The organism is Candidatus Nitrosotalea sinensis, assembly GCF_900143675.1.
Classification (GTDB): domain Archaea; phylum Thermoproteota; class Nitrososphaeria; order Nitrososphaerales; family Nitrosopumilaceae; genus Nitrosotalea; species Nitrosotalea sinensis.
The window spans coordinates 183,211-200,577 of the sequence record NZ_FRFC01000004.1 but is presented as its reverse complement, the minus strand read 5'-3'; the positions used below and the strand labels follow the sequence as shown (position 1 = coordinate 200,577).

General features: G+C 35.6%; 20 protein-coding genes. 14 read left to right on the top strand and 6 right to left on the bottom strand.

Going from position 1 to position 17,367, the window contains the following annotated elements:
* The first annotated feature begins 40 nt into the window (after nt 1-40).
* From NSIN_RS07030 to NSIN_RS07015, 4 genes are all read left to right on the top strand, one after another.
* Nucleotides 41-688, top strand: a complete 648-nt coding sequence (locus NSIN_RS07030) for a hypothetical protein (protein ID WP_245871938.1) — start codon at nt 41-43, stop codon at nt 686-688.
* 50 nt (nt 689-738) lie between these two features.
* The gene (locus NSIN_RS07025; RefSeq protein ID WP_101010485.1) at nt 739-2,283 is read left to right on the top strand and encodes a type II/IV secretion system ATPase subunit; all 1,545 of its coding nucleotides are present in this window, start codon (nt 739-741) and stop codon (nt 2,281-2,283) included.
* Between the two features lie 4 nt (nt 2,284-2,287).
* Nucleotides 2,288-3,760 carry a type II secretion system F family protein gene (locus NSIN_RS07020; protein WP_101010484.1) on the top strand — a complete coding sequence of 491 codons (1,473 nt, stop codon included), beginning with the start codon at nt 2,288-2,290 and terminating at the stop codon, nt 3,758-3,760.
* Between the two features lie 62 nt (nt 3,761-3,822).
* Entirely contained in the window at nt 3,823-6,219 is a 2,397-nt protein-coding gene (locus NSIN_RS07015; protein ID WP_101010483.1) for a hypothetical protein, read from the top strand.
* Here the strand turns inward: NSIN_RS07015 and NSIN_RS07010 are convergent.
* Nucleotides 6,216-6,464: a hypothetical protein gene (locus tag NSIN_RS07010; RefSeq protein ID WP_101010482.1), complete on the bottom strand. Its 249-nt coding sequence runs from the start codon at nt 6,462-6,464 to the stop codon at nt 6,216-6,218. The two genes, NSIN_RS07015 and NSIN_RS07010, sit on opposite strands and share 4 nt — an antisense overlap.
* 88 nt (nt 6,465-6,552) lie before the next feature.
* Between NSIN_RS07010 and NSIN_RS07005 the strand changes: the two genes are divergently transcribed.
* On the top strand, nt 6,553-7,248 hold the full coding sequence (locus NSIN_RS07005) for an A24 family peptidase C-terminal domain-containing protein (RefSeq protein ID WP_101010481.1): 696 nt from the start codon (nt 6,553-6,555) through the stop codon (nt 7,246-7,248).
* 18 nt (nt 7,249-7,266) lie between these two features.
* Here NSIN_RS07005 and NSIN_RS07000 read toward each other — a convergent pair whose 3' ends face one another.
* A complete protein-coding gene (locus NSIN_RS07000) occupies nt 7,267-7,491 on the bottom strand; it encodes a hypothetical protein (protein WP_133124106.1) in 225 nt (74 codons plus the stop codon).
* Nucleotides 7,492-7,599: 108 nt separating this feature from the next.
* Nucleotides 7,600-8,460: a TrmB family transcriptional regulator gene (locus NSIN_RS06995; RefSeq protein WP_165775280.1), complete on the bottom strand. Its 861-nt coding sequence runs from the start codon at nt 8,458-8,460 to the stop codon at nt 7,600-7,602.
* A 298-nt stretch (nt 8,461-8,758) separates the two neighbouring features.
* Between NSIN_RS06995 and NSIN_RS06990 the strand changes: the two genes are divergently transcribed.
* Entirely contained in the window at nt 8,759-9,370 is a 612-nt protein-coding gene (locus NSIN_RS06990) for a transcriptional regulator (RefSeq protein WP_101010478.1), read from the top strand.
* 71 nt (nt 9,371-9,441) lie between these two features.
* On the opposite strand, the gene NSIN_RS06985 is transcribed toward NSIN_RS06990, so the two are convergent.
* Nucleotides 9,442-10,584: a 5-(carboxyamino)imidazole ribonucleotide synthase gene (locus tag NSIN_RS06985; RefSeq protein WP_177346298.1), complete on the bottom strand. Its 1,143-nt coding sequence runs from the start codon at nt 10,582-10,584 to the stop codon at nt 9,442-9,444.
* 152 nt (nt 10,585-10,736) lie between these two features.
* Between NSIN_RS06985 and NSIN_RS06980 the strand changes: the two genes are divergently transcribed.
* The 5 genes from NSIN_RS06980 (at nt 10,737) to NSIN_RS06960 (ending at nt 14,455) form a co-directional block, all read left to right on the top strand.
* Nucleotides 10,737-11,114, top strand: a complete 378-nt coding sequence (locus NSIN_RS06980) for a hypothetical protein (protein ID WP_133124105.1) — start codon at nt 10,737-10,739, stop codon at nt 11,112-11,114.
* 248 nt (nt 11,115-11,362) lie between these two features.
* On the top strand, nt 11,363-12,052 hold the full coding sequence (locus NSIN_RS06975; RefSeq protein WP_101010475.1) for a nucleotidyltransferase family protein: 690 nt from the start codon (nt 11,363-11,365) through the stop codon (nt 12,050-12,052).
* Between the two features lie 5 nt (nt 12,053-12,057).
* Entirely contained in the window at nt 12,058-13,029 is a 972-nt protein-coding gene (locus NSIN_RS06970) for an LLM class flavin-dependent oxidoreductase (protein ID WP_101010474.1), read from the top strand.
* Nucleotides 13,026-14,135, top strand: a complete 1,110-nt coding sequence (locus NSIN_RS06965) for a thiolase family protein (protein WP_101010473.1) — start codon at nt 13,026-13,028, stop codon at nt 14,133-14,135. Before NSIN_RS06970 ends, NSIN_RS06965 begins: the two co-directional genes overlap by 4 nt.
* Nucleotides 14,132-14,455, top strand: coding sequence for a hypothetical protein (locus NSIN_RS06960; RefSeq protein WP_101010472.1), 324 nt, complete (start codon nt 14,132-14,134; stop codon nt 14,453-14,455). The genes NSIN_RS06965 and NSIN_RS06960 overlap by 4 nt, the downstream gene beginning before the upstream one ends.
* A 7-nt stretch (nt 14,456-14,462) precedes the next feature.
* Here NSIN_RS06960 and NSIN_RS06955 read toward each other — a convergent pair whose 3' ends face one another.
* Nucleotides 14,463-14,798 (bottom strand): hypothetical protein, encoded by a 336-nt coding sequence (locus NSIN_RS06955; RefSeq protein WP_101010470.1) that lies wholly within the window; start codon nt 14,796-14,798, stop codon nt 14,463-14,465.
* A 148-nt stretch (nt 14,799-14,946) separates the two neighbouring features.
* Between NSIN_RS06955 and NSIN_RS06950 the strand changes: the two genes are divergently transcribed.
* Both NSIN_RS06950 and NSIN_RS06945 read left to right on the top strand, forming a co-directional pair.
* Nucleotides 14,947-15,498 carry a resolvase gene (locus tag NSIN_RS06950; RefSeq protein ID WP_133124104.1) on the top strand — a complete coding sequence of 184 codons (552 nt, stop codon included), beginning with the start codon at nt 14,947-14,949 and terminating at the stop codon, nt 15,496-15,498.
* Nucleotides 15,499-15,549: 51 nt separating this feature from the next.
* Nucleotides 15,550-15,909: a hypothetical protein gene (locus tag NSIN_RS06945; RefSeq protein WP_101010468.1), complete on the top strand. Its 360-nt coding sequence runs from the start codon at nt 15,550-15,552 to the stop codon at nt 15,907-15,909.
* On the opposite strand, the gene NSIN_RS06940 is transcribed toward NSIN_RS06945, so the two are convergent.
* Complete coding sequence (locus NSIN_RS06940; RefSeq protein ID WP_165775279.1) at nt 15,906-16,793, bottom strand: flavin reductase family protein; 888 nt, start codon at nt 16,791-16,793, stop codon at nt 15,906-15,908. The two genes, NSIN_RS06945 and NSIN_RS06940, sit on opposite strands and share 4 nt — an antisense overlap.
* Nucleotides 16,794-16,868: 75 nt before the next feature.
* Between NSIN_RS06940 and NSIN_RS06935 the strand changes: the two genes are divergently transcribed.
* Nucleotides 16,869-17,213, top strand: a complete 345-nt coding sequence (locus NSIN_RS06935) for a hypothetical protein (protein WP_101010608.1) — start codon at nt 16,869-16,871, stop codon at nt 17,211-17,213.
* The last annotated feature ends 154 nt before the right edge of the window (nt 17,214-17,367 follow it).

Below are 17,367 nucleotides of genomic sequence, written 5' to 3'. Positions count from 1 at the left end.
GATCAGATAACCCACATAGTCATTTTTGGTAATAATGAATATGTTCTCTAAACCAAAGAACAGAAAGGCAATCAGTGCCGTACTCACGACATTGATCATCTTGGTCGCATCAGTTGTTCTTGGAACAGGTGTTGTACTGTATGGTACTTCTCTTTTCCAAACAGGTGCCCAATCTGCGGGTGTTGCTACTCAGGGTGTTCATGTATGGGTGGACTCTTCAAGCAGCCCAGGAAGTACATATGTGTATGGTGCTGCAGAAGTCAGAAACAGTGGTGACAAGATTTTGTCAGTAGACCAGATTAATGTAAGAGGTAATCAGGTGCCATTTGCAAGCTGGTATTACGACAATAACTCAACAAGAGTAACTACTACAAACTTCCAATCCCAACTACAATATCCTGGTACAAATAGTACCGGCTATTTGAAGAATCTTTCAACTGGAGGTTCTGGTACATGTAGCGGTACTGGCGTGATCACCATCAATGAGTTTGCACCAAATAGTGGTTCAAATATGTGTCTGTCAAAAGCAACTGGTCCAATATCATTGAAACCAGGTGATAGAGCAATAGTGTACTTCCAAGTACCATCTGGCATACTGAGTACTGTAGATGCAGGTTCACAAAGCAGTGTAGCAGTATATGCTGGCAATGTAGGTGCACCGCAATCGGTAACTGTAGAGTCTAAATAGGAGGCTAAAAATGCCCCTCTTTTCTTCTTTTTATTTTTGGTGAATAAAAAATGAAAGATAAATCAAAAACAAAAGAAATTGAAGGTTTTCTTGCAAGTAACCTTGTTGATGAGGGACAAAATCAAATCCCGCAAGGATTTGAGCTTGTAAAAAAATATCCACTGGATCCACCATTTAGCTATGCAAATATCTTGTATAATGTAGAGAAATCATCATATCTTTATTTCATCGATGAACTAAAACTTAACTATGAAGAAAAGGCAATCTTTGAAAAGTTGTACCGATTAATTGAAGAAAGTCTTGAATCTCCATCAAAAACAAAAAGTGACCAAAATTTTGAAGACTATCTTAATGTAATTTTGAAAGAAAATGAAAAACTATTCTTAAACCATTCCAGTACAAGCATGGAAAAAGTCAAGTATTATCTAAAGCGTGATGTGCTTGGATTTGGACTAATTGATCCGCTAATGCATGATGTTAGCATAGAAGATATTAGTTGCAGTGGAACTGAAAAACCCATATTTGTATGGCATCGAAACTATGACAGCATTCCTACTAACATCAGATACCCCTCAAATGAAAACCTAAATTCTTTTGTATCAAGAATTGTATTTCGAGCAGGAAAACACATCAGCTCTGCTTTTCCAATCTCTGACTTGGCACTGCAAGGAAACCATAGAATTTCAGTTCTTTATCAAAAAGAAGTAACACCAAAAGGAACAAGTTTTACAATAAGAAAGTTCAAAGAAGACCCGTACACTGTAATTGATTTAATAAAATTTGGCACAATAAACATGTCAATTGCAGCATATCTTTGGATGCTTGTTGAATCCAAAATGTCATTTATCATAATTGGTTCAACAGGTAGCGGTAAGACTACAGTACTTAATGCAATCACTGGTCTTGTTCATCCTGATTACAAAATTTTCTCAGTTGAAGATGTTGCTGAAATCAACATAAATCATGAAAACTGGTTTACGCTGGTCTCAAGAAGCGGCTTTGGTCTTAGCGGTGAAGGTGAAATAGGCATGTATGATCTCATAAAAGCCGGTGTAAGACACAGACCTGACTATATCATTGTAGGAGAAATTAGAGGCTCTGAGGCTTATGTCATGTTCCAGGCCATGGCAACAGGTCACGGTGGTTTGTGTACTATGCATGCAGATGGACTAGAGTCTGCTACAAAAAGATTACAACAAAAACCAATGGATATTCCTCCTGCATACATTTCATTAATGAACTGTGCAGTTGTAATCAAACGAGTCAAGGAAAGCTCTACCGGACAAAGTAGTAGACGTGCAATTGCCGTATCTGAGATAATTTCTGCAAGCTCATCACACGCAGCATTTTCTTGGAATCCTAAGACTGATAATTTTGATGATGATCTAAAAGATAGTGTTTTATTCAAAAGAATAGCTGATGCAACAGGGCGTGATCTAAACGAATTACTTGTAGAACACCAAAAGCGAATTAAAATTCTAAAATGGATGCTTGAAAACGATATTCGAAACTACAAAAAAGTAGCCGAAGTTGTAGGTAAATATTATAGAGACCCTGAATCGCTAATGCAAAAAATGGAGATGGGAGGTATATGACTGGATGCTCTCGCTGAAAAAACTTGATCAGGCTGATTATGAAAAAAAACAGAACAAAAAGATAGAACGCGAACTTCCATACTTTATTACAATAATGTCACTTCTTGCATCAAGCGGGTTTGGACCATATACCATTTTACAAAAAATCAAAGACATTAATCTTCTTCCTGTCATTCAAACAGAAACAATCAAAATTTTAAAAAAAATCGATATGCTTGGAGTGGATCCACTAACGGCACTAAGCCAGGCAAAAGACAAGCCATCTTCTAGAGCATTAGGCGAATTCCTAAATGGATATGTGTCTGCTATTCAAAGTGGAGGTAATGTAGTCAATTATCTCAAGAGCAAAATGTCAAGCTCATATGATAGACTAGAAAATCTTGAAAAACAATCTGTTGAAAAGCTTAGTGGTGTAGTCCATGGTTGGTTAACTATGCAGATAGTCATATTGGCAGTATTCATTTTAGTAGCTGCTATAGGCTCAAACCCGCTTACTAGTTCAGGTGACCAGACACAATCTGATCCTCCCTATTTGTTGTTAATCTTCTCTCCAATAATATCAATTGCATTCATGAAGATTGTACAAAAGATGAATACCTCAAATATTCCAGAAATCGAATTAAAAAAATTATTAAAGTTTTGTCTGCCGCCTTTTATTGTTGTAATAGTATTGATTGCAAGTAATGTTCTTTCAAACTTTCATGCAAATGCATACATTCTAGGTATCGCACTTGTAATTGCTTCATTATGGCCTGCATTAAAATTCCAAAAGATCTACACTATAAACATTCATGCAGAATCTGCAACTCCACAAATTTTACGAGACATTACAGAGGCACGAAAAGCCGGAATGGGTCCTGAGAAATGCATCATACATGCATGCAAAAGAAAGGACTTCAAATCATTTAACATTGTGGCAAACACAATAGCAAACAAACTGGAATGGGGAATTCCAATGTCTAATATCTTTGAGACATTACAAAAAGAGATGAAAAATTTCCAAGTTCTTGTTAGTTTCAGAATTTTATTTGAAATAATTTCCTCAGGTGGGGGAAATGTAAATACACTTGATTCACTAGCTGATGCAAGTGAAAAAATTCACAACATTGCAAAAAACAAGCGTGACATGTTACAACCATATGTTATCGTTGGATTCATGCTAATAGTAATTACGGGATTCACAACATTGCTTACAATAGATTCTTTTGCAGAGATAAACCAGGGAAAAGATGTTGTTCACACAAATAACGCACAACAAAATACTGCACCTAATTCACTGCTTGAGGTAGTCTCTATTGCAGTTGTAGCACAAGCATGGCTTGCAGGTCTTTTTATTGGCAAGATAACAAAAGGTGCGTATTCTGGTGGCTTTATGTTCTCATTGTTACTCACTGTAATCACAATGGCCTCAATTGGGATGATTCAGCTTCATGTTATCAACATAGGTTCAATCCTCAAACCTGCATCATCCACATGAGAGTATGTCACTAAAAAAGTCATACCGTCTCTTATATTGTATCTAGAGCCAGATCTGCTGATTTGAGATATCTGCTGATACTTATTCTATCTATTGCATTGGTATTTCCCATATGCGTCTATGCTGATACGCCTGAACTTGGAGTGACCCTATTACCTGGCAAAATCATGGAAGATACTCAAGGCATTATAGAGGTTTATTCTAAAACCGATGGCATCTCAATTGACAAACTAGTTGCTACATCATCAGACCCATCCATAATTCAAATTGCAGAAATTACTTCTGCTGATGGACACATGATGTCTAAAATAAAAATAAATGCAATAAAACCGGGTGATGCAAAAATTGCACTTGCCGCACCAGGATTTTCATCAACCGAATTTGATCTTACTGTATTTAAAAACTCTAATGTTGTTACAAATCTTCTTATCAAAACTACTCCATCAACATTTGCTACAAACGGTCCTGTGCATGGATATGTAGCAGTTGAAAGTGTTAACAGCGATGGTATTCCAACTCCTGTAGCATCAGACATGCCAGTATCGATAACTACATCTGACAGCAAGATTGTAAACCCGGTTGATTCTCAAATTATAATCAAAAGCGGCCAATATTATGCAACAGGACAATTCATTATAGATGGCCCAGGCTCTGCTCTGATATATGCATCCTCGCCTTCAATGCAAGAAGTATCAACCCAAGTCACAGTAAAAAATGTAAATTCACAAAACACCATTCAGGCTTATGTATATCCAAGTAAAATAAGTGCATACAAGTCTGCAACAGCCTATGTTATCACTCAATTACATGATTCATCTGGAAATCCAATAGTTGCAACAAGTGATATTCCTGTAACTGTTCAAGTTACAAATGCCACTGGTATAGGAACTATTAACACTAGTAAACAAAGTCCGTTATTCCAAGTAAATGAACAAATGGTAATAAAACAAGGCTCATACTGGGCATACATTCCAATTGAAGTATCTGCTGGGACTACAGGTAAATTTAATGTCACTATATCTGCAAAGGGAAATCTAGTGTCCGCTCCTGCAGAAATTACTACAAATGCTACCAACATAATGCTTGATACAAAATCTGCAAGGCTAGATGCTTTGCCAATTCTTGCTACTGGACAAAAGGAATTGATAGGAGTTGTTCATCTTGAAGATACTTTTGGTAACGTGTTACTTGCAAAAACAGATCTACCAGTGCGTATTGATTCATCTGATCCTTCTGTAGTGTCTATATCTAATGTACAAATGAATCGAGGCTCTCAATCTGCTCTGGTATTTGGCCAAGTTGGAACAGTTGTTAATCCAGTCACACTCAATGTTGTAACTGATAATCCTCAATCGGTAGTACCTACAGTTACAAGTACTGTCACTAGTAGTGACATGTTAAATGCCCAGCCACTATTGCCCAAAGTGCTTACACATAGTGCGTTTCCCCTCGCATTTTTTATGACAAAAAGTGACTCACTAGATACACCTCCTAATGATTTTGATATATCTGTCTCTCCTGTGGATTCTATCTTGACTGACAAACTATCCATGATTACAACCCAGCCTGTGTTGGTATCTAGTGCTACGTTGAACAAGGATGGTCTACAAATATTTTCAGTTACAACTCCTACATATTCCACAACTTTTAGCACAGAAGGAATCTCTATGAATGCAAAATCCATATCAATGGTTTATCCAGATAAACTAACTGCAGGATTGAAGAGTACTATATCGATTGAACTTCTTGATGGACAACAAATACCAACATTTGCAAACCATGACATTGATGTTAAATTTGTTTCAAGTAATCAATCTGTTATTCAATTTCCAGATAGTGTGAAAATCAATACTGGTTCGTATTTTACAACCTTTGATGTTGAAGCAAAAAGTGATGGCCAGTCTGAAATTGCAATGCTTGCTGATGAAATTCCATTGTCTAAATTCACAATAAATGCTGTGAGTGTCGTACCTGATGTAAATATTGCATCTGCTGATTTTGCAGAATCTAACGTGCCACTCTCTGCAGAAATTACTGCCTCATACAAACAACTTCCACTAAAAGGTCTAGCAGTAGACTGGAAAGTAGATGGGGCAAAAATCACAAACATGAATTCTGTAACTGATGATGAGGGCAAAGCAAAAATTACAATGGAAGCCAATACTCCTGGAAAAATCCATATTGATGCATCAGTGCTGGGTGGCGAATATCAAACCACACATGTTGTTAAAGATGTCACTGTGAATGCACCGCTTACAACAAGTGATCCACAACCTACACAAAATAATGTTTCATTATTTGGAATTAATCCTATATTTTTAATTATCCCTGTAATTGCAGGTGTAGGAATATTGATCTTTAAGAAAAAGGAAATGTTTGAAAGTATTTCCAAAAAAATAAACCTACAAGAAAGATTTGGTGATCTAAAAGAAAGAATGACAGAAAGAGGTCAGAATTAAAATTTGGAAGCCAATCTTATGGATGCCATATGCGTTAAAAATGCATTACCTACTTTTTCATTGCGTACTAACATAAACAATGAAAAAAACCCCTCAAAAAACGTGGCTGCATTTTGTAATGGAGTCTGGTGTATGACTTGAAACATGGTCAGAACCACAACAGTCACACATGCAATCAATACTATGGAATAGTATGGAACGTACCTCTTGGTTTCTGGGTTGTGCCATGCATAAAAGAGTCTCATAAAAAACCCATTGGATTTCTACAATATAAGACTGATCTACTCCTTTTGGAAACTAAAAGTGGTACATTTCCCATTTGAGTGAAATGTGATGTTTGACGGTCTCTCTGTTGTAAATATAGTCCGAATGATTGCAGCCTTTACCATGCTTGGATTGGCGTCTTTTCTTGATCTGAAAAAACGTGAAATTAATGACATGTTATGGATTGCTTTTTCAGGAGTGTCTATTCTTCTGGTGGTATTTAGCCCCGATATTTTGTTTTCTCTCAAAGTTGTAGGGATGTCTCTGATCATTGCTCCTGTTGCTCTTTTGTTGTGGAGACTTGGAATGTTTGGGGGTGCGGATGCTCTTTGTCTTGTCGTACTTGCAAGTCTAGCTCCGATGTTTACTATCACAACAGCTCAGCTCACTCCGTTTACTATCCTTACAAATGCTGCCATATTGTCAGTTGCCTCACTTTTTGTAAATTTGTCTAGAAATATTATTTCTATTACAAGAAAAGAAAACATCTTCAAAGACATTGATGAAACTAGGATGAAAAAAATACTTGCCATTTTTATTGGATATAAAGCAAAAAATCCAAAACATAGTTTCTCATTAGAGACTGTGATTGATGGGAAAAAACACCTTGATTTTTCCTTGAAACATGTTGAACATATGTCATTTTGTAATGAAAAAGAGACATGGGTTACTCCTGGAATGCCGTATATACTTTACATCGCTGCTGGATTTATAATCCAAGTTTTTTATGGAGATATAATTTTTAATTTGTTGAAATTGTTTTGAAGTTTATTTGAATTCTTGTTAATTCTGCATATCTTGTGATTTTTTTCCAAGAGCCAGTCTTGCATCAACTATTCCTAATAATGCCCGACTAATTCTATCTATATGTTCATTTATACTCTGTATATCGTTTTGCATTTTTTTTGAGTTTATAGCTTCTACTTCAAGTGCAATGTCTGAAACATAGCTCACAAATACCTCTGAGAATTTAGAATCTTTTTCACCAAATGCTAGTTTATGTTTCACAATATTTTTTATGCTTTTTGCTATAAAAACACCATCTGCCAAAAATGGAAATTAAATTACATCCAGACGTATGATGGAATGCGAAAATACTTTGTTTACACACAAAATTTATTCATTTTTGAAATGTTTTGAATTTGACCATACGTATGTGAATAACAACTTTAATGTATACACCATTGAAGACGAATCAGTCCACATGGCCAAAACATTCTGTGATACCTCATTTGTATTTTTCATAAACAATATGGATTCTTTCTCATCTATTATGATGAAGCACAAATCTTCTTTAATCTTCATAGGTGTTTTTTTGACCTTACTCATAAGGTTGCCTTCAAAAATATATGATGTCTTTTCAGATGATGATGAAATAATTTGTACCTCCGATTTGGAATTTTCTATGATTTCAAGATATCCAGCATGATAAAACTTCATGAAATCTTTTTCTGATGCTAATACCTGGATAGTTTCTTTTGATCCTGAAAGCATTTCTTTTATTTTTCCAGTCATTTGGTTTGTGCCTTGTAACATCTGAAACTTTCCGTCCTTGACTTCTTCATTGTTTGTCTTGAATCTTGGTAATGCATTCCACATGTCGATTAATTTTTTTTCCTGCGTTTCTAGATTCTTGACCCTCTCTTTTTCTGCATTTATCAGGGTGGTTATTGCCTTGTCCATGGGAAGAGACGTGAATCTTATTGGATGTTGAAAAGCAGCAGATATGATTCCCTTGTTCTGCAAATTGGTTAGTAAATGATATGTTTCTGTTCTTGGAATCTTTAATGCCTTGCTTACCTGAGTAGCTGTACTGGAGCCGTATTTTTCCAAGTACAAAAATACTTTGGACTGATTAGGCGTTAATCCGAATTTTGATAGTTCGTTTCTAATCTTATCAAATAGAACTTCATGACTAGATAGTGATATATCAGATTGCATGCTTGTAGGTAGTATCTTTGATGCATCTATTGTCATATTACAAGTCATATCTATAGATCGGTTTTAGCCTCCTGTGTGTATCGAAATATTACACCTTAATTTCTTCAGACAGTAATGCGGTATCGTATTTAGCTGATAAAAGTACATTATCATATGTGTCACTTAGTGTATTTTTCAATATGTGTTAGGTTATTTTATTTTCAGTATCAGTTCTGATTGTAATGATTAGTTGGACATGTTTTTCATTTTGAAAAATTGTAGATCGCTAACAGCAACTATGTTACATCATGATACATACGCTCTAATTTATCAGGCATGAATGCACGATATTTTAATGTCAGGCCTAGATACACTCATTGCAAAGTCTTTAGAATTGGTAGTTAGGGATAATTTGGGTCAGATCACATTTGAACGAATAGAAAAGAGACTGTTTGAAAAATATGTCATATCTTTCTCTCAGGCAGTTGAGGATTTTGAAAAACTAGATACTGTTCTTAGAGAGTTTTTTGGAGGTGATGCTGATGGAGTAGAAAAGAATCTTTTGGACAAGATTGTTGCAATGAGGGAACAAAAAAATCATGTAAAACAGTGGATGACCTTGGAAGACGCTAGATTGATGAGAATGATGCTAAAATCATTGGGAGATGAAGATAAAAAAAATATCATTAATACAGTTATGGGTGAATCAAAAACAATTTCAGATATCTTAGAAATAAGCAATATCCCGCAAACTTCGGGTTATAGAAAAATAAACTCACTAATTCGAGATGGGGTGTTGCTCCCACATGACCATGTGAACACCTCTGATGGAAAGAAGGTTACAAAGTATAAGGCGATATTTGAAAATGTTAGAATTTCGGTAGAAAAGAACAAAATCGTCATGAAAATATTGCCCACAAGAGAATCAATTGATAAGAGCAGAATTATGCAAATCATGTGTTCATAGATGTCATATTCTCTTTCAACAATGCATATGATGGAAGAAAGATGATAAAAACAAATGAAATAATATTTATCTCAAGTTAAGAATTTTACTGATTTTTTAATTTCTATAGCTTTTTCAAAAACAAAATCAATTCCTTTGTCTTGCTCATCAACTACATTGAAATGTCCTAGTTTTCTCTGTGGCTTGGCTTCATCTTTGTTGTACATCTTGAGGTAAACTCCGTTTGTTTGTTCAAGTGTAATTGGTTTGTATCTTCCAAAGAAATCCTTTGGTCCCAGTATGTTGCACATCACTGTGGCATGTTTTAGCTTTGTACTTCCCAGAGGCAATCCAAGTATTGCTCTTAGATGCTGTTCAAACTGCGATGTTTCACTTGATTGTAATGTGTGGTGTCCTGAATTGTGTACTCTTGGAGCAATTTCATTTATCAATACTTTTTCATCTTTTGTCACAAACATTTCTATTCCAAACACTCCTGCACCGTGTAATACATCCATGGTTTTTTTTGCAATCCTGTCTGCCTCTGATGCAATTTTGTTGTCTACACGTGCAGGTGCGATTGTGAATTCTAATATGTTTTCTCTATGGATGTTCTCAACTAGAGGATACGTTGCAATTTCACCATGGATATTTCGTGCAGCAATCACTGATACTTCCATTTTAAAATCTACAAATTTCTCAATCATTGTTTGTCTCCCAGCAAACTTGTTGTATGCTTCTTCTATCTGGGATGAATCATTTATCTTGAAATTCCCTCTGCCATCATAGGCGTCACGTCTTGCTTTTAGTAATACTGGATATTGGAAAATTACGGTTTTTTTCCTCAGATCATCAAGCGATTCTATGACATCAAAGTCTGCCACTGGTATGTTATTTTGTCTCAAGAATTTTTTTTGCAGATATTTGTCTTGTATTACTCTTAGTGTGCTGGGAGATGGATTTATTGCAACTTCTCCATGCAATGATTCTAACACCTCACTATCTCCTGATTCTATTTCATAAGTTATGACATCTGACTGAAGTGCTAGTTCAACTATAGCATTTTTGTCTTTAAAATCTGCTACAATTTGTTTTGCTCCTGATCTTGAGGCAGGACAATTCTCAGTTGGATCAAGAACCGTTACATCTGATATGTACTCTGGCATAGTTTTTGCTGCTTCTGTAAGCATCATTCCAAGTTGACCCCCACCAATTATTCCTAGACTCTTTGTCAACCACATGCCTTGAACATGGTTTTAAAAATAGTTAACTACTTGCATGCCGTCTAGATCTAAAATCTAAGTATTAGCATTCTGTATTTTCAAACTGTTCGCAGATCTTTTTGTAACTCTCATAAGTTTATTAGATGTACTGGCCAAGCTTAGATGTGAAAACAAAGATAGCAGTTGTAATGTCTGTTATATCTATAATCATGCTCTGTATTTACGGTCTTGACGTAATTGCAGCAAATGGTGGAAAGAACGGCTTTCTTCCAATGGATGTATCTGTAAGAGGTTCTGTCTTTGGGATAATCCCTTCTGCTTTACTAATTATCTCGTTTTTCATCACACGAAAAGAGCCTTCAAAGAAATTAGGGATATTGATAATAATTGGAGGTGCATTGATAATTGCCGGAACTGGAATTATACTTGCATTACAAGGTGCTCAATCTCAGGATGCAAGAGCGGTAAGAGAATTTGGAGCAGTTCTTGGAATTGGTGTCATAATTACTATATTGGGAATACTAAAAATTCGTAAATCCTAAATTTTGATATCTTTTGGAAATATTCAAAGAGACGGATTGAGATATTAAAAAACATGATAAAATGTGCTAAATGCGGTAATGATGTGAACAAAGTATATGATTGTGAACACACCAAAGATGAAGATTATTGCGTAGAGTGTTATACTGAATTACATTACTACATGACAGAGAAAAATTCTAATTCAGAACAACAATGACCTGTTCCAGTTTTCCAAATCTTTTAATTAAAATCTACTAATCGTAACTTTGTGCAAGCATTACTTCTTTCTGGAGGGTTTGGCAAACGACTCAAACCACTCACTGATTATCTTCCAAAACCAATGATTCCTATCTGTAATTATCCTATAATAGAGTGGCAGATACGATACTTCAAAAAATTTGGGATAAACGATATCATAGTATGTGTGGGTTATCGATCAGATCAAGTGATCAAATATCTTGATGGGAAAAATTTTGGTGTCACCATTACATATTCTGTAGAAAACAGGCCGCTAGGCACTGCCGGTGCTATAAAAAAGGCCGCCAAACACATTGACTCTGATAGCTTTTTTGTAGCAAATGGAGATGTTCTGACAAATCTTGATCTTGGCAAATTAAAAACACATGACAACTCCATCGCAGTAATACCTCTTAGAACATCGTTTGGAATAGTTCATCTTGATAATTCAAAAGTCGAAAGATTTGAAGAAAAACCTGAGATGTCTAACTATTGGATGAATGCTGGAATATATAATTTGAATAAAGATGTACTCAAACATGTACCTTCTGTAGGAAATCTTGAAAGTACGACATTTCCGATTCTTGCCAAAAAAGAGAAATTGAACGCAATACAATATGGTAATGTGTTTTGGAAATCAATTGATTCTTACAAAGATATGGAAGAGTGTGAATCTCTCATAAAATCTACACAATATGAAAAATTTATTGCTTCAAAGTGATATGTATGAGACTTGGATTTAGTCTAGGCTCACTTTTGTCCATTGAAGAAATATCTCACTGTGCTAAAATATTGAATAATCACACGGTTGATTCCATATGGGTTCCTGAAACTTGGGGAATGGATTGCTGTTCTGTTTTATCGAATGTCTCAAATATTGCAAAAAAACCAAAATTAGGCTCTTCTATCATTAACATTTACTCTCGAAGTCCTGCATTGATTGCCATGTCTGCTGTAACACTTGATACTGTATCAAATGGAAGGTTCATACTTGGACTTGGTACTAGTAGCAAACCGATTGTTCAAGAATGGCATGGTTTAAAATTTGATAATCCGGTTCAACGCATGAAAGAATATGTCGATATTATTCGCCTTGCGGTATCTGGGAATAGAGTGTCATATGATGGTCAAATATTTCACTTGAAAAACTTTAGTTTGTTAATAAAATCTCCTAGAACAACAATTCCAATCTATCTTGCAGCTATAAATAAAAAAATGGTAGACCTGACTTGGGATATTGCAGATGGTGTGATTTTTTATTTACGACCACTTCACGAATTGAAAACAACAATATCTCAAATGCAATCAAGACGTAAAATTGATGTTACTTGCCAAGTTATAACATGTGTATCTGATGATGCTGAAAAAGCAATACTACGTGCCAAACAAACAATTTCATTCTATGTCTCTGTAGGGAAGATATATCGAGAATTTTTGGAATCCAATGGATTTCATAATGAAACTAAATCTATATTTGAAGAATATGAAAAAAATGGTCTAAAAGATACTCATTATTCTGTAACTGATGATATGGTAAATTCGTTGTCTGCTTGTGGAACTCCTGACGATGTAAGAAAACAGATATCAAAATTTGTGGACGCAGGAGTAAATCTGCCTATCTTACAATTTAACCCTGTGGGCAACGTGCAGGATTCGTTTGAATTACTTGTAAAAACACTTCGTAGTGAGATGATATGAGAAAAGTAGCAATAGTTGCAACAGGTATTACAAAATTTGACAAGAGTGAAAGACCACTTGATATGATTATGCTCTCAGCAGTCAAGAAAATGTTTGAGAGTGGGAAAAATCTTGAACAACATGACATTGATGCAGTTCTTGCCTCTACAAATGCGAACAGGAATTATATTGCAAACATAATATCTGAATTGTCAGGAATTAAACCAAAAATATCTCATTCTGTTGAGAGTTTATGTAATTCTGGAACAAATTCTCTAGTGTCAGCATATGCATATGTTTCATCAGGGCTTGCAGATGTTGTTCTTGTAGTGGGCGCTGACAAGGCAAATAATCCTGGTCTTGTTCTAAATTGGGACATGTCAAGAGGAGAATACACTCATCCAATATTCTGGTCATCCATGTTTACAAGTGCGCACATGAGAAAATATGGAACAAGTTTGGAAGATCTTGCATACGTGTCAGTAAAAAACCATGACAATGCGCTTTCTAACCCTGATGCCTTTTTTGATAAATCATTTTCCTTTGATGATGTAATGAAATCCAAAAATCTTACAGAGAATGTCCGATTGCTTGACTGTTCAATGCCATGTGATGGTGCTGCTGCAATACTTGTATGTTCTGAAGAAAAGGCAAGAAAAATCACTGACACACCAGTATGGATTTCTGGAATTGGACAACAGACAACCTCTGCAAGCTTTACAAAAAATAATGATCTTTCTTCAATGGAATCTACAAGACATGCAGTAACTCAGGCATACAACATGTCTGGAAAAACTGCTGATGATGTTGATGTAGTTGAGCTTCATGATGCATTTAGTATATGTGAAATCATTGGATTAGAAGAAATGGGATTTTGTAAAAAAGGAGAGGGTTCAAAACTTGTTCGTTCTCTATATGATACATGTGATAAAAAAATAAACCCAAGGGGAGGCTTACTTGGAGCTGGACATCCTCTTGGTGCTACAGGAATAGCACAAGTTGTTGAAGTGTGTCGCCAGCTAGGAGGAAGTGCAGGTAAAAGACAAGTACCTGCTGCAAAGACTGGTCTTGTTCACAATATGTCGGCAGGTGCAACATCATCTACAGTTTTGGTGTTAGAATCATGACTAGATTTGAAGATGAATTGTCTCGCAATAACTTTGTGTGCAGCAAATGCATGAAATGCATTCATTGGGTATGGCCTCCGAGTGAATTTTGTAATAAATGTCTAGGCAATGTTGAATGGTTACATGTCCCAAGTAATGCAACTCTTGTAGAGTTTTCAAGAAAAGGCGATGCTTACTTTTGTATTGCAGAATTTGAAAATAGCATAAGGGTTATTGGAACAATATCTGAGCCTATATCTGATCTGATTCCAGGTCAAATGTTGATCTTGGAATACTGTACTTATGACAAAACGCCAAAATTTGTTTTCAAGATTTCATGAGATACTCTCATGGAAAATCAAGGTTTGATTTCTCTAGTTCCAGTATGGGAATGTAAAGTGACATTCCATCTGTACCAATTTTATCTACAAAGGTGTAATCTCCTGTCAGTCTCTTTAATTCTATGAATTTTTTTGATGGGGGCCCATTGCTGATTAAGTAATGTATGACATTGCCACCCATTGTACCAGTTTGTATGAATATTATGTTTTGATTGTTGTGTTTGAGGTGGTAAATCAAGGGTACTGCGCCCAATACTGACTGTGATGAATACAAAATGACTTTAAGAAGATCTGAATATTCTCTGTATTTGAGATATGTGGTCTGACTGTCAATTGATGACATGCTCTGTCTGTTTGTATCATGACATATTAATGCTGAGGATGAAAACTCACTTTTGTAATTCTTTGATGTACAAAAGTAGGCACCAAGGTGTTAGTATAATTACCACCTAGTCTATATCTCTAAATTTCTGTTAATCAAATAAGACAAAATGGTACTTGCAGAATATCCAGAACTTGACAAGAAAGTACCAGTGCGTAACAAAAACCGCAAAACAGTCAATCAGCGCATTGCAAGAACTCGAAGGCAACGTGGGTACCATTGGGAAGATACTCTTGTGAAGAGATTTAATGCAGTTGAAGGTTGGAAGGCATTTCGATTGGGATCACCTAGTGTAGGGTTGCCAGACATACTAGCTGTTAGCACGAAAGAAAATGTCATCTACACAATAGAGGCAAAATCCGGCACAAACACCACCTTGAGAGTTCCATTTGATCAGATACAACGATGCCTGAAATGGATACATACCTTTGAACTATATCAGACAAGAAAAATGGTGGTAGCATTCAAGTTTTCATCAAAGAAAAGAATAGGAACTGGAAAATATGAACACCGAGAACTAAGGGAATACTTTAAGATCTGGGATGAAAAATATCCTGTCACTGATTTTATCTGTACTTATGATGGAGATACATATGCCATGACTGAAGGGAAAAGGCTGCCGTTAAATTTAGAATCATGTGTAATGCCTTTTATTAAATGAAAAAAGACAGGACCGAATACTTCTTTAATGTGATGCATTAAATACCAAATAATGAGTTTTGAGGACTTTGTTGATGAACGTATCTTGGTGAGCAGGGATGCTCTTGGTACAAAGGAGATAAAACTAAAGTTACTTGAAGTTGAAGATGATACTTCGGATCATATATGGAGATTTGGGGTGCGAGTTAAAGTAAAAAAAATCTTGATTACAATAAAACACATCAATACTCAACAGATTGAAGAGGGCGAATGTGACCTCGGGGAAATTGAAAAAGAGATGAAAGAAAAAAGGCATTATAGCTCTACAAATAGATGGCTTCCGACAACTGATATCAAAAATGGCTATATTGTAAACTCTAGGCATGCTTCATTGCTTGCAGATGCTGTAGCCCTTGATTATATTACAATCTAAAGTATACTCAAGATTGGATCCAAACTAACAGATTTCAATGAATGCTCTTTCTCTGACTTGATTTTTCCATTGTATAATATCATGTTGATTCTCTGAAAATTTTTTTCGTATTTTAAGACTAGCCTTTTCATGATTGGTTCCGAGTCTAATTTTAAATCTAATTTTATGTTCTTTAGGAATCTCTCAAGATGTCTGACATGATTTTTTCCAGGGGATGGAATGCATAATGGTATTGTTTGTATGGAACTATTTGGTTGTTTTATTACTAGAATTTTATTTTTTGATTTTACTGTGATACCGATGCATTTTAACACAAATCTTTTTTGTGCAAGGTTACTGAAAAATTCAAAAGTTTCTTTGTCTACTAGTATTTCTTCTCGTTGAGGTTCTATTGCAGGACCTATCTGAAAATATCTATTTCTATGGTATATCAATGGACTCTGGGATTCATCATGTTGCATGCGTACTACTTTTCCTACCAGCATAACATGATCCCCTATTTTTTCTTTTTTGACAAGAATGCATTCTGCGTTTATTGTACATCCTGATATTGATGGGGCATTGATCTTTTTTGATTTTATAATATTGAAGAGATTTTTGATTTGCATCTTGTCTATCTCAGATCCCGAATATCCTCCTGCTACACTTACTTGAGATGTCTGTTTTTCTGATGCCACATTTACTCCAAATTCTTTGGTTTTTTCTATATTCTTGAGAGTCTGTGATCCTTTGTGAATGAATGCCGCAATCAAAATTGGATTGTATGAAATCTGCATGACCCATTCTGCTGCCATGACATTTGATCCATGTGGGCCTTGTGATGTGATCATGGATATTCCCGTAGTAAAATATCGTTCTGCTTTACCTGGAAGTTTTCTTGTCATCATTACTCCTTGATTGCCCTACTACATGTTCTTTTTTACAGAAAACTTTATGAAAGCATGATGGCGAATGCATGCATGATAAGCCAGGAAATTACCATAAATGGTAAGAAATACCGTTTAACATTGACCGATCAGGTACTTTCCGATGTCAGGAGATTAAAGGCATTATACAATGCTGCATACGAAGATCCTGAAAGCTTTGATGAGGTAAGCTCTGCCATATCTAATACTATAACACAAATTGCCACAGCTGTGGAACCTGCTGTTTCTGACAGTGATCTTGATGGTCTAATACAGGCAGTCATGAAGGCAGTAGATGAAAAGAGCAAAGAAACTGAAGAGGCAAAAGCCAAACATCTAGAAGACAAGGCAAAAGCTGCGAAAAAACCAACCGAGAAACCTAAAAAATCAAAAAAATAATCTTGCATCAAAACCAACATATTGGTTAAATGGGATGTATTCTCAGAAGAAATTATGCAATCACACTGTGAATGTGGCATTTGTGGCCATGTATCTGAAGAAGAATGCGTATCAAAAGAATGCAAGTGTTGTATTAATTTTCATATGCGTTCCG

Excerpts from the sequence above, each read along its gene's own strand:
- NSIN_RS07030 (WP_245871938.1), top strand. The coding sequence starts at position 41 with ATGTTCTCTAAACCAAAGAACAGAAAGGCAATCAGTGCCGTACTCACG.
- NSIN_RS07025 (WP_101010485.1), top strand. The coding sequence starts at position 739 with ATGAAAGATAAATCAAAAACAAAAGAAATTGAAGGTTTTCTTGCAAGT.
- NSIN_RS07020 (WP_101010484.1), top strand. The coding sequence starts at position 2,288 with ATGCTCTCGCTGAAAAAACTTGATCAGGCTGATTATGAAAAAAAACAG.
- NSIN_RS07010 (WP_101010482.1), bottom strand. The coding sequence starts at position 6,464 with ATGAGACTCTTTTATGCATGGCACAACCCAGAAACCAAGAGGTACGTT.
- NSIN_RS07005 (WP_101010481.1), top strand. The coding sequence starts at position 6,553 with ATGTTTGACGGTCTCTCTGTTGTAAATATAGTCCGAATGATTGCAGCC.
- NSIN_RS06995 (WP_165775280.1), bottom strand. The coding sequence starts at position 8,460 with ATGACAATAGATGCATCAAAGATACTACCTACAAGCATGCAATCTGAT.
- NSIN_RS06990 (WP_101010478.1), top strand. The coding sequence starts at position 8,759 with ATGTCAGGCCTAGATACACTCATTGCAAAGTCTTTAGAATTGGTAGTT.
- NSIN_RS06970 (WP_101010474.1), top strand. The coding sequence starts at position 12,058 with ATGAGACTTGGATTTAGTCTAGGCTCACTTTTGTCCATTGAAGAAATA.
- NSIN_RS06965 (WP_101010473.1), top strand. The coding sequence starts at position 13,026 with ATGAGAAAAGTAGCAATAGTTGCAACAGGTATTACAAAATTTGACAAG.
- NSIN_RS06960 (WP_101010472.1), top strand. The coding sequence starts at position 14,132 with ATGACTAGATTTGAAGATGAATTGTCTCGCAATAACTTTGTGTGCAGC.
- NSIN_RS06955 (WP_101010470.1), bottom strand. The coding sequence starts at position 14,798 with ATGTCATCAATTGACAGTCAGACCACATATCTCAAATACAGAGAATAT.
- NSIN_RS06950 (WP_133124104.1), top strand. The coding sequence starts at position 14,947 with ATGGTACTTGCAGAATATCCAGAACTTGACAAGAAAGTACCAGTGCGT.
- NSIN_RS06945 (WP_101010468.1), top strand. The coding sequence starts at position 15,550 with ATGAGTTTTGAGGACTTTGTTGATGAACGTATCTTGGTGAGCAGGGAT.
- NSIN_RS06940 (WP_165775279.1), bottom strand. The coding sequence starts at position 16,793 with ATGACAAGAAAACTTCCAGGTAAAGCAGAACGATATTTTACTACGGGA.
- NSIN_RS06935 (WP_101010608.1), top strand. The coding sequence starts at position 16,869 with ATGATAAGCCAGGAAATTACCATAAATGGTAAGAAATACCGTTTAACA.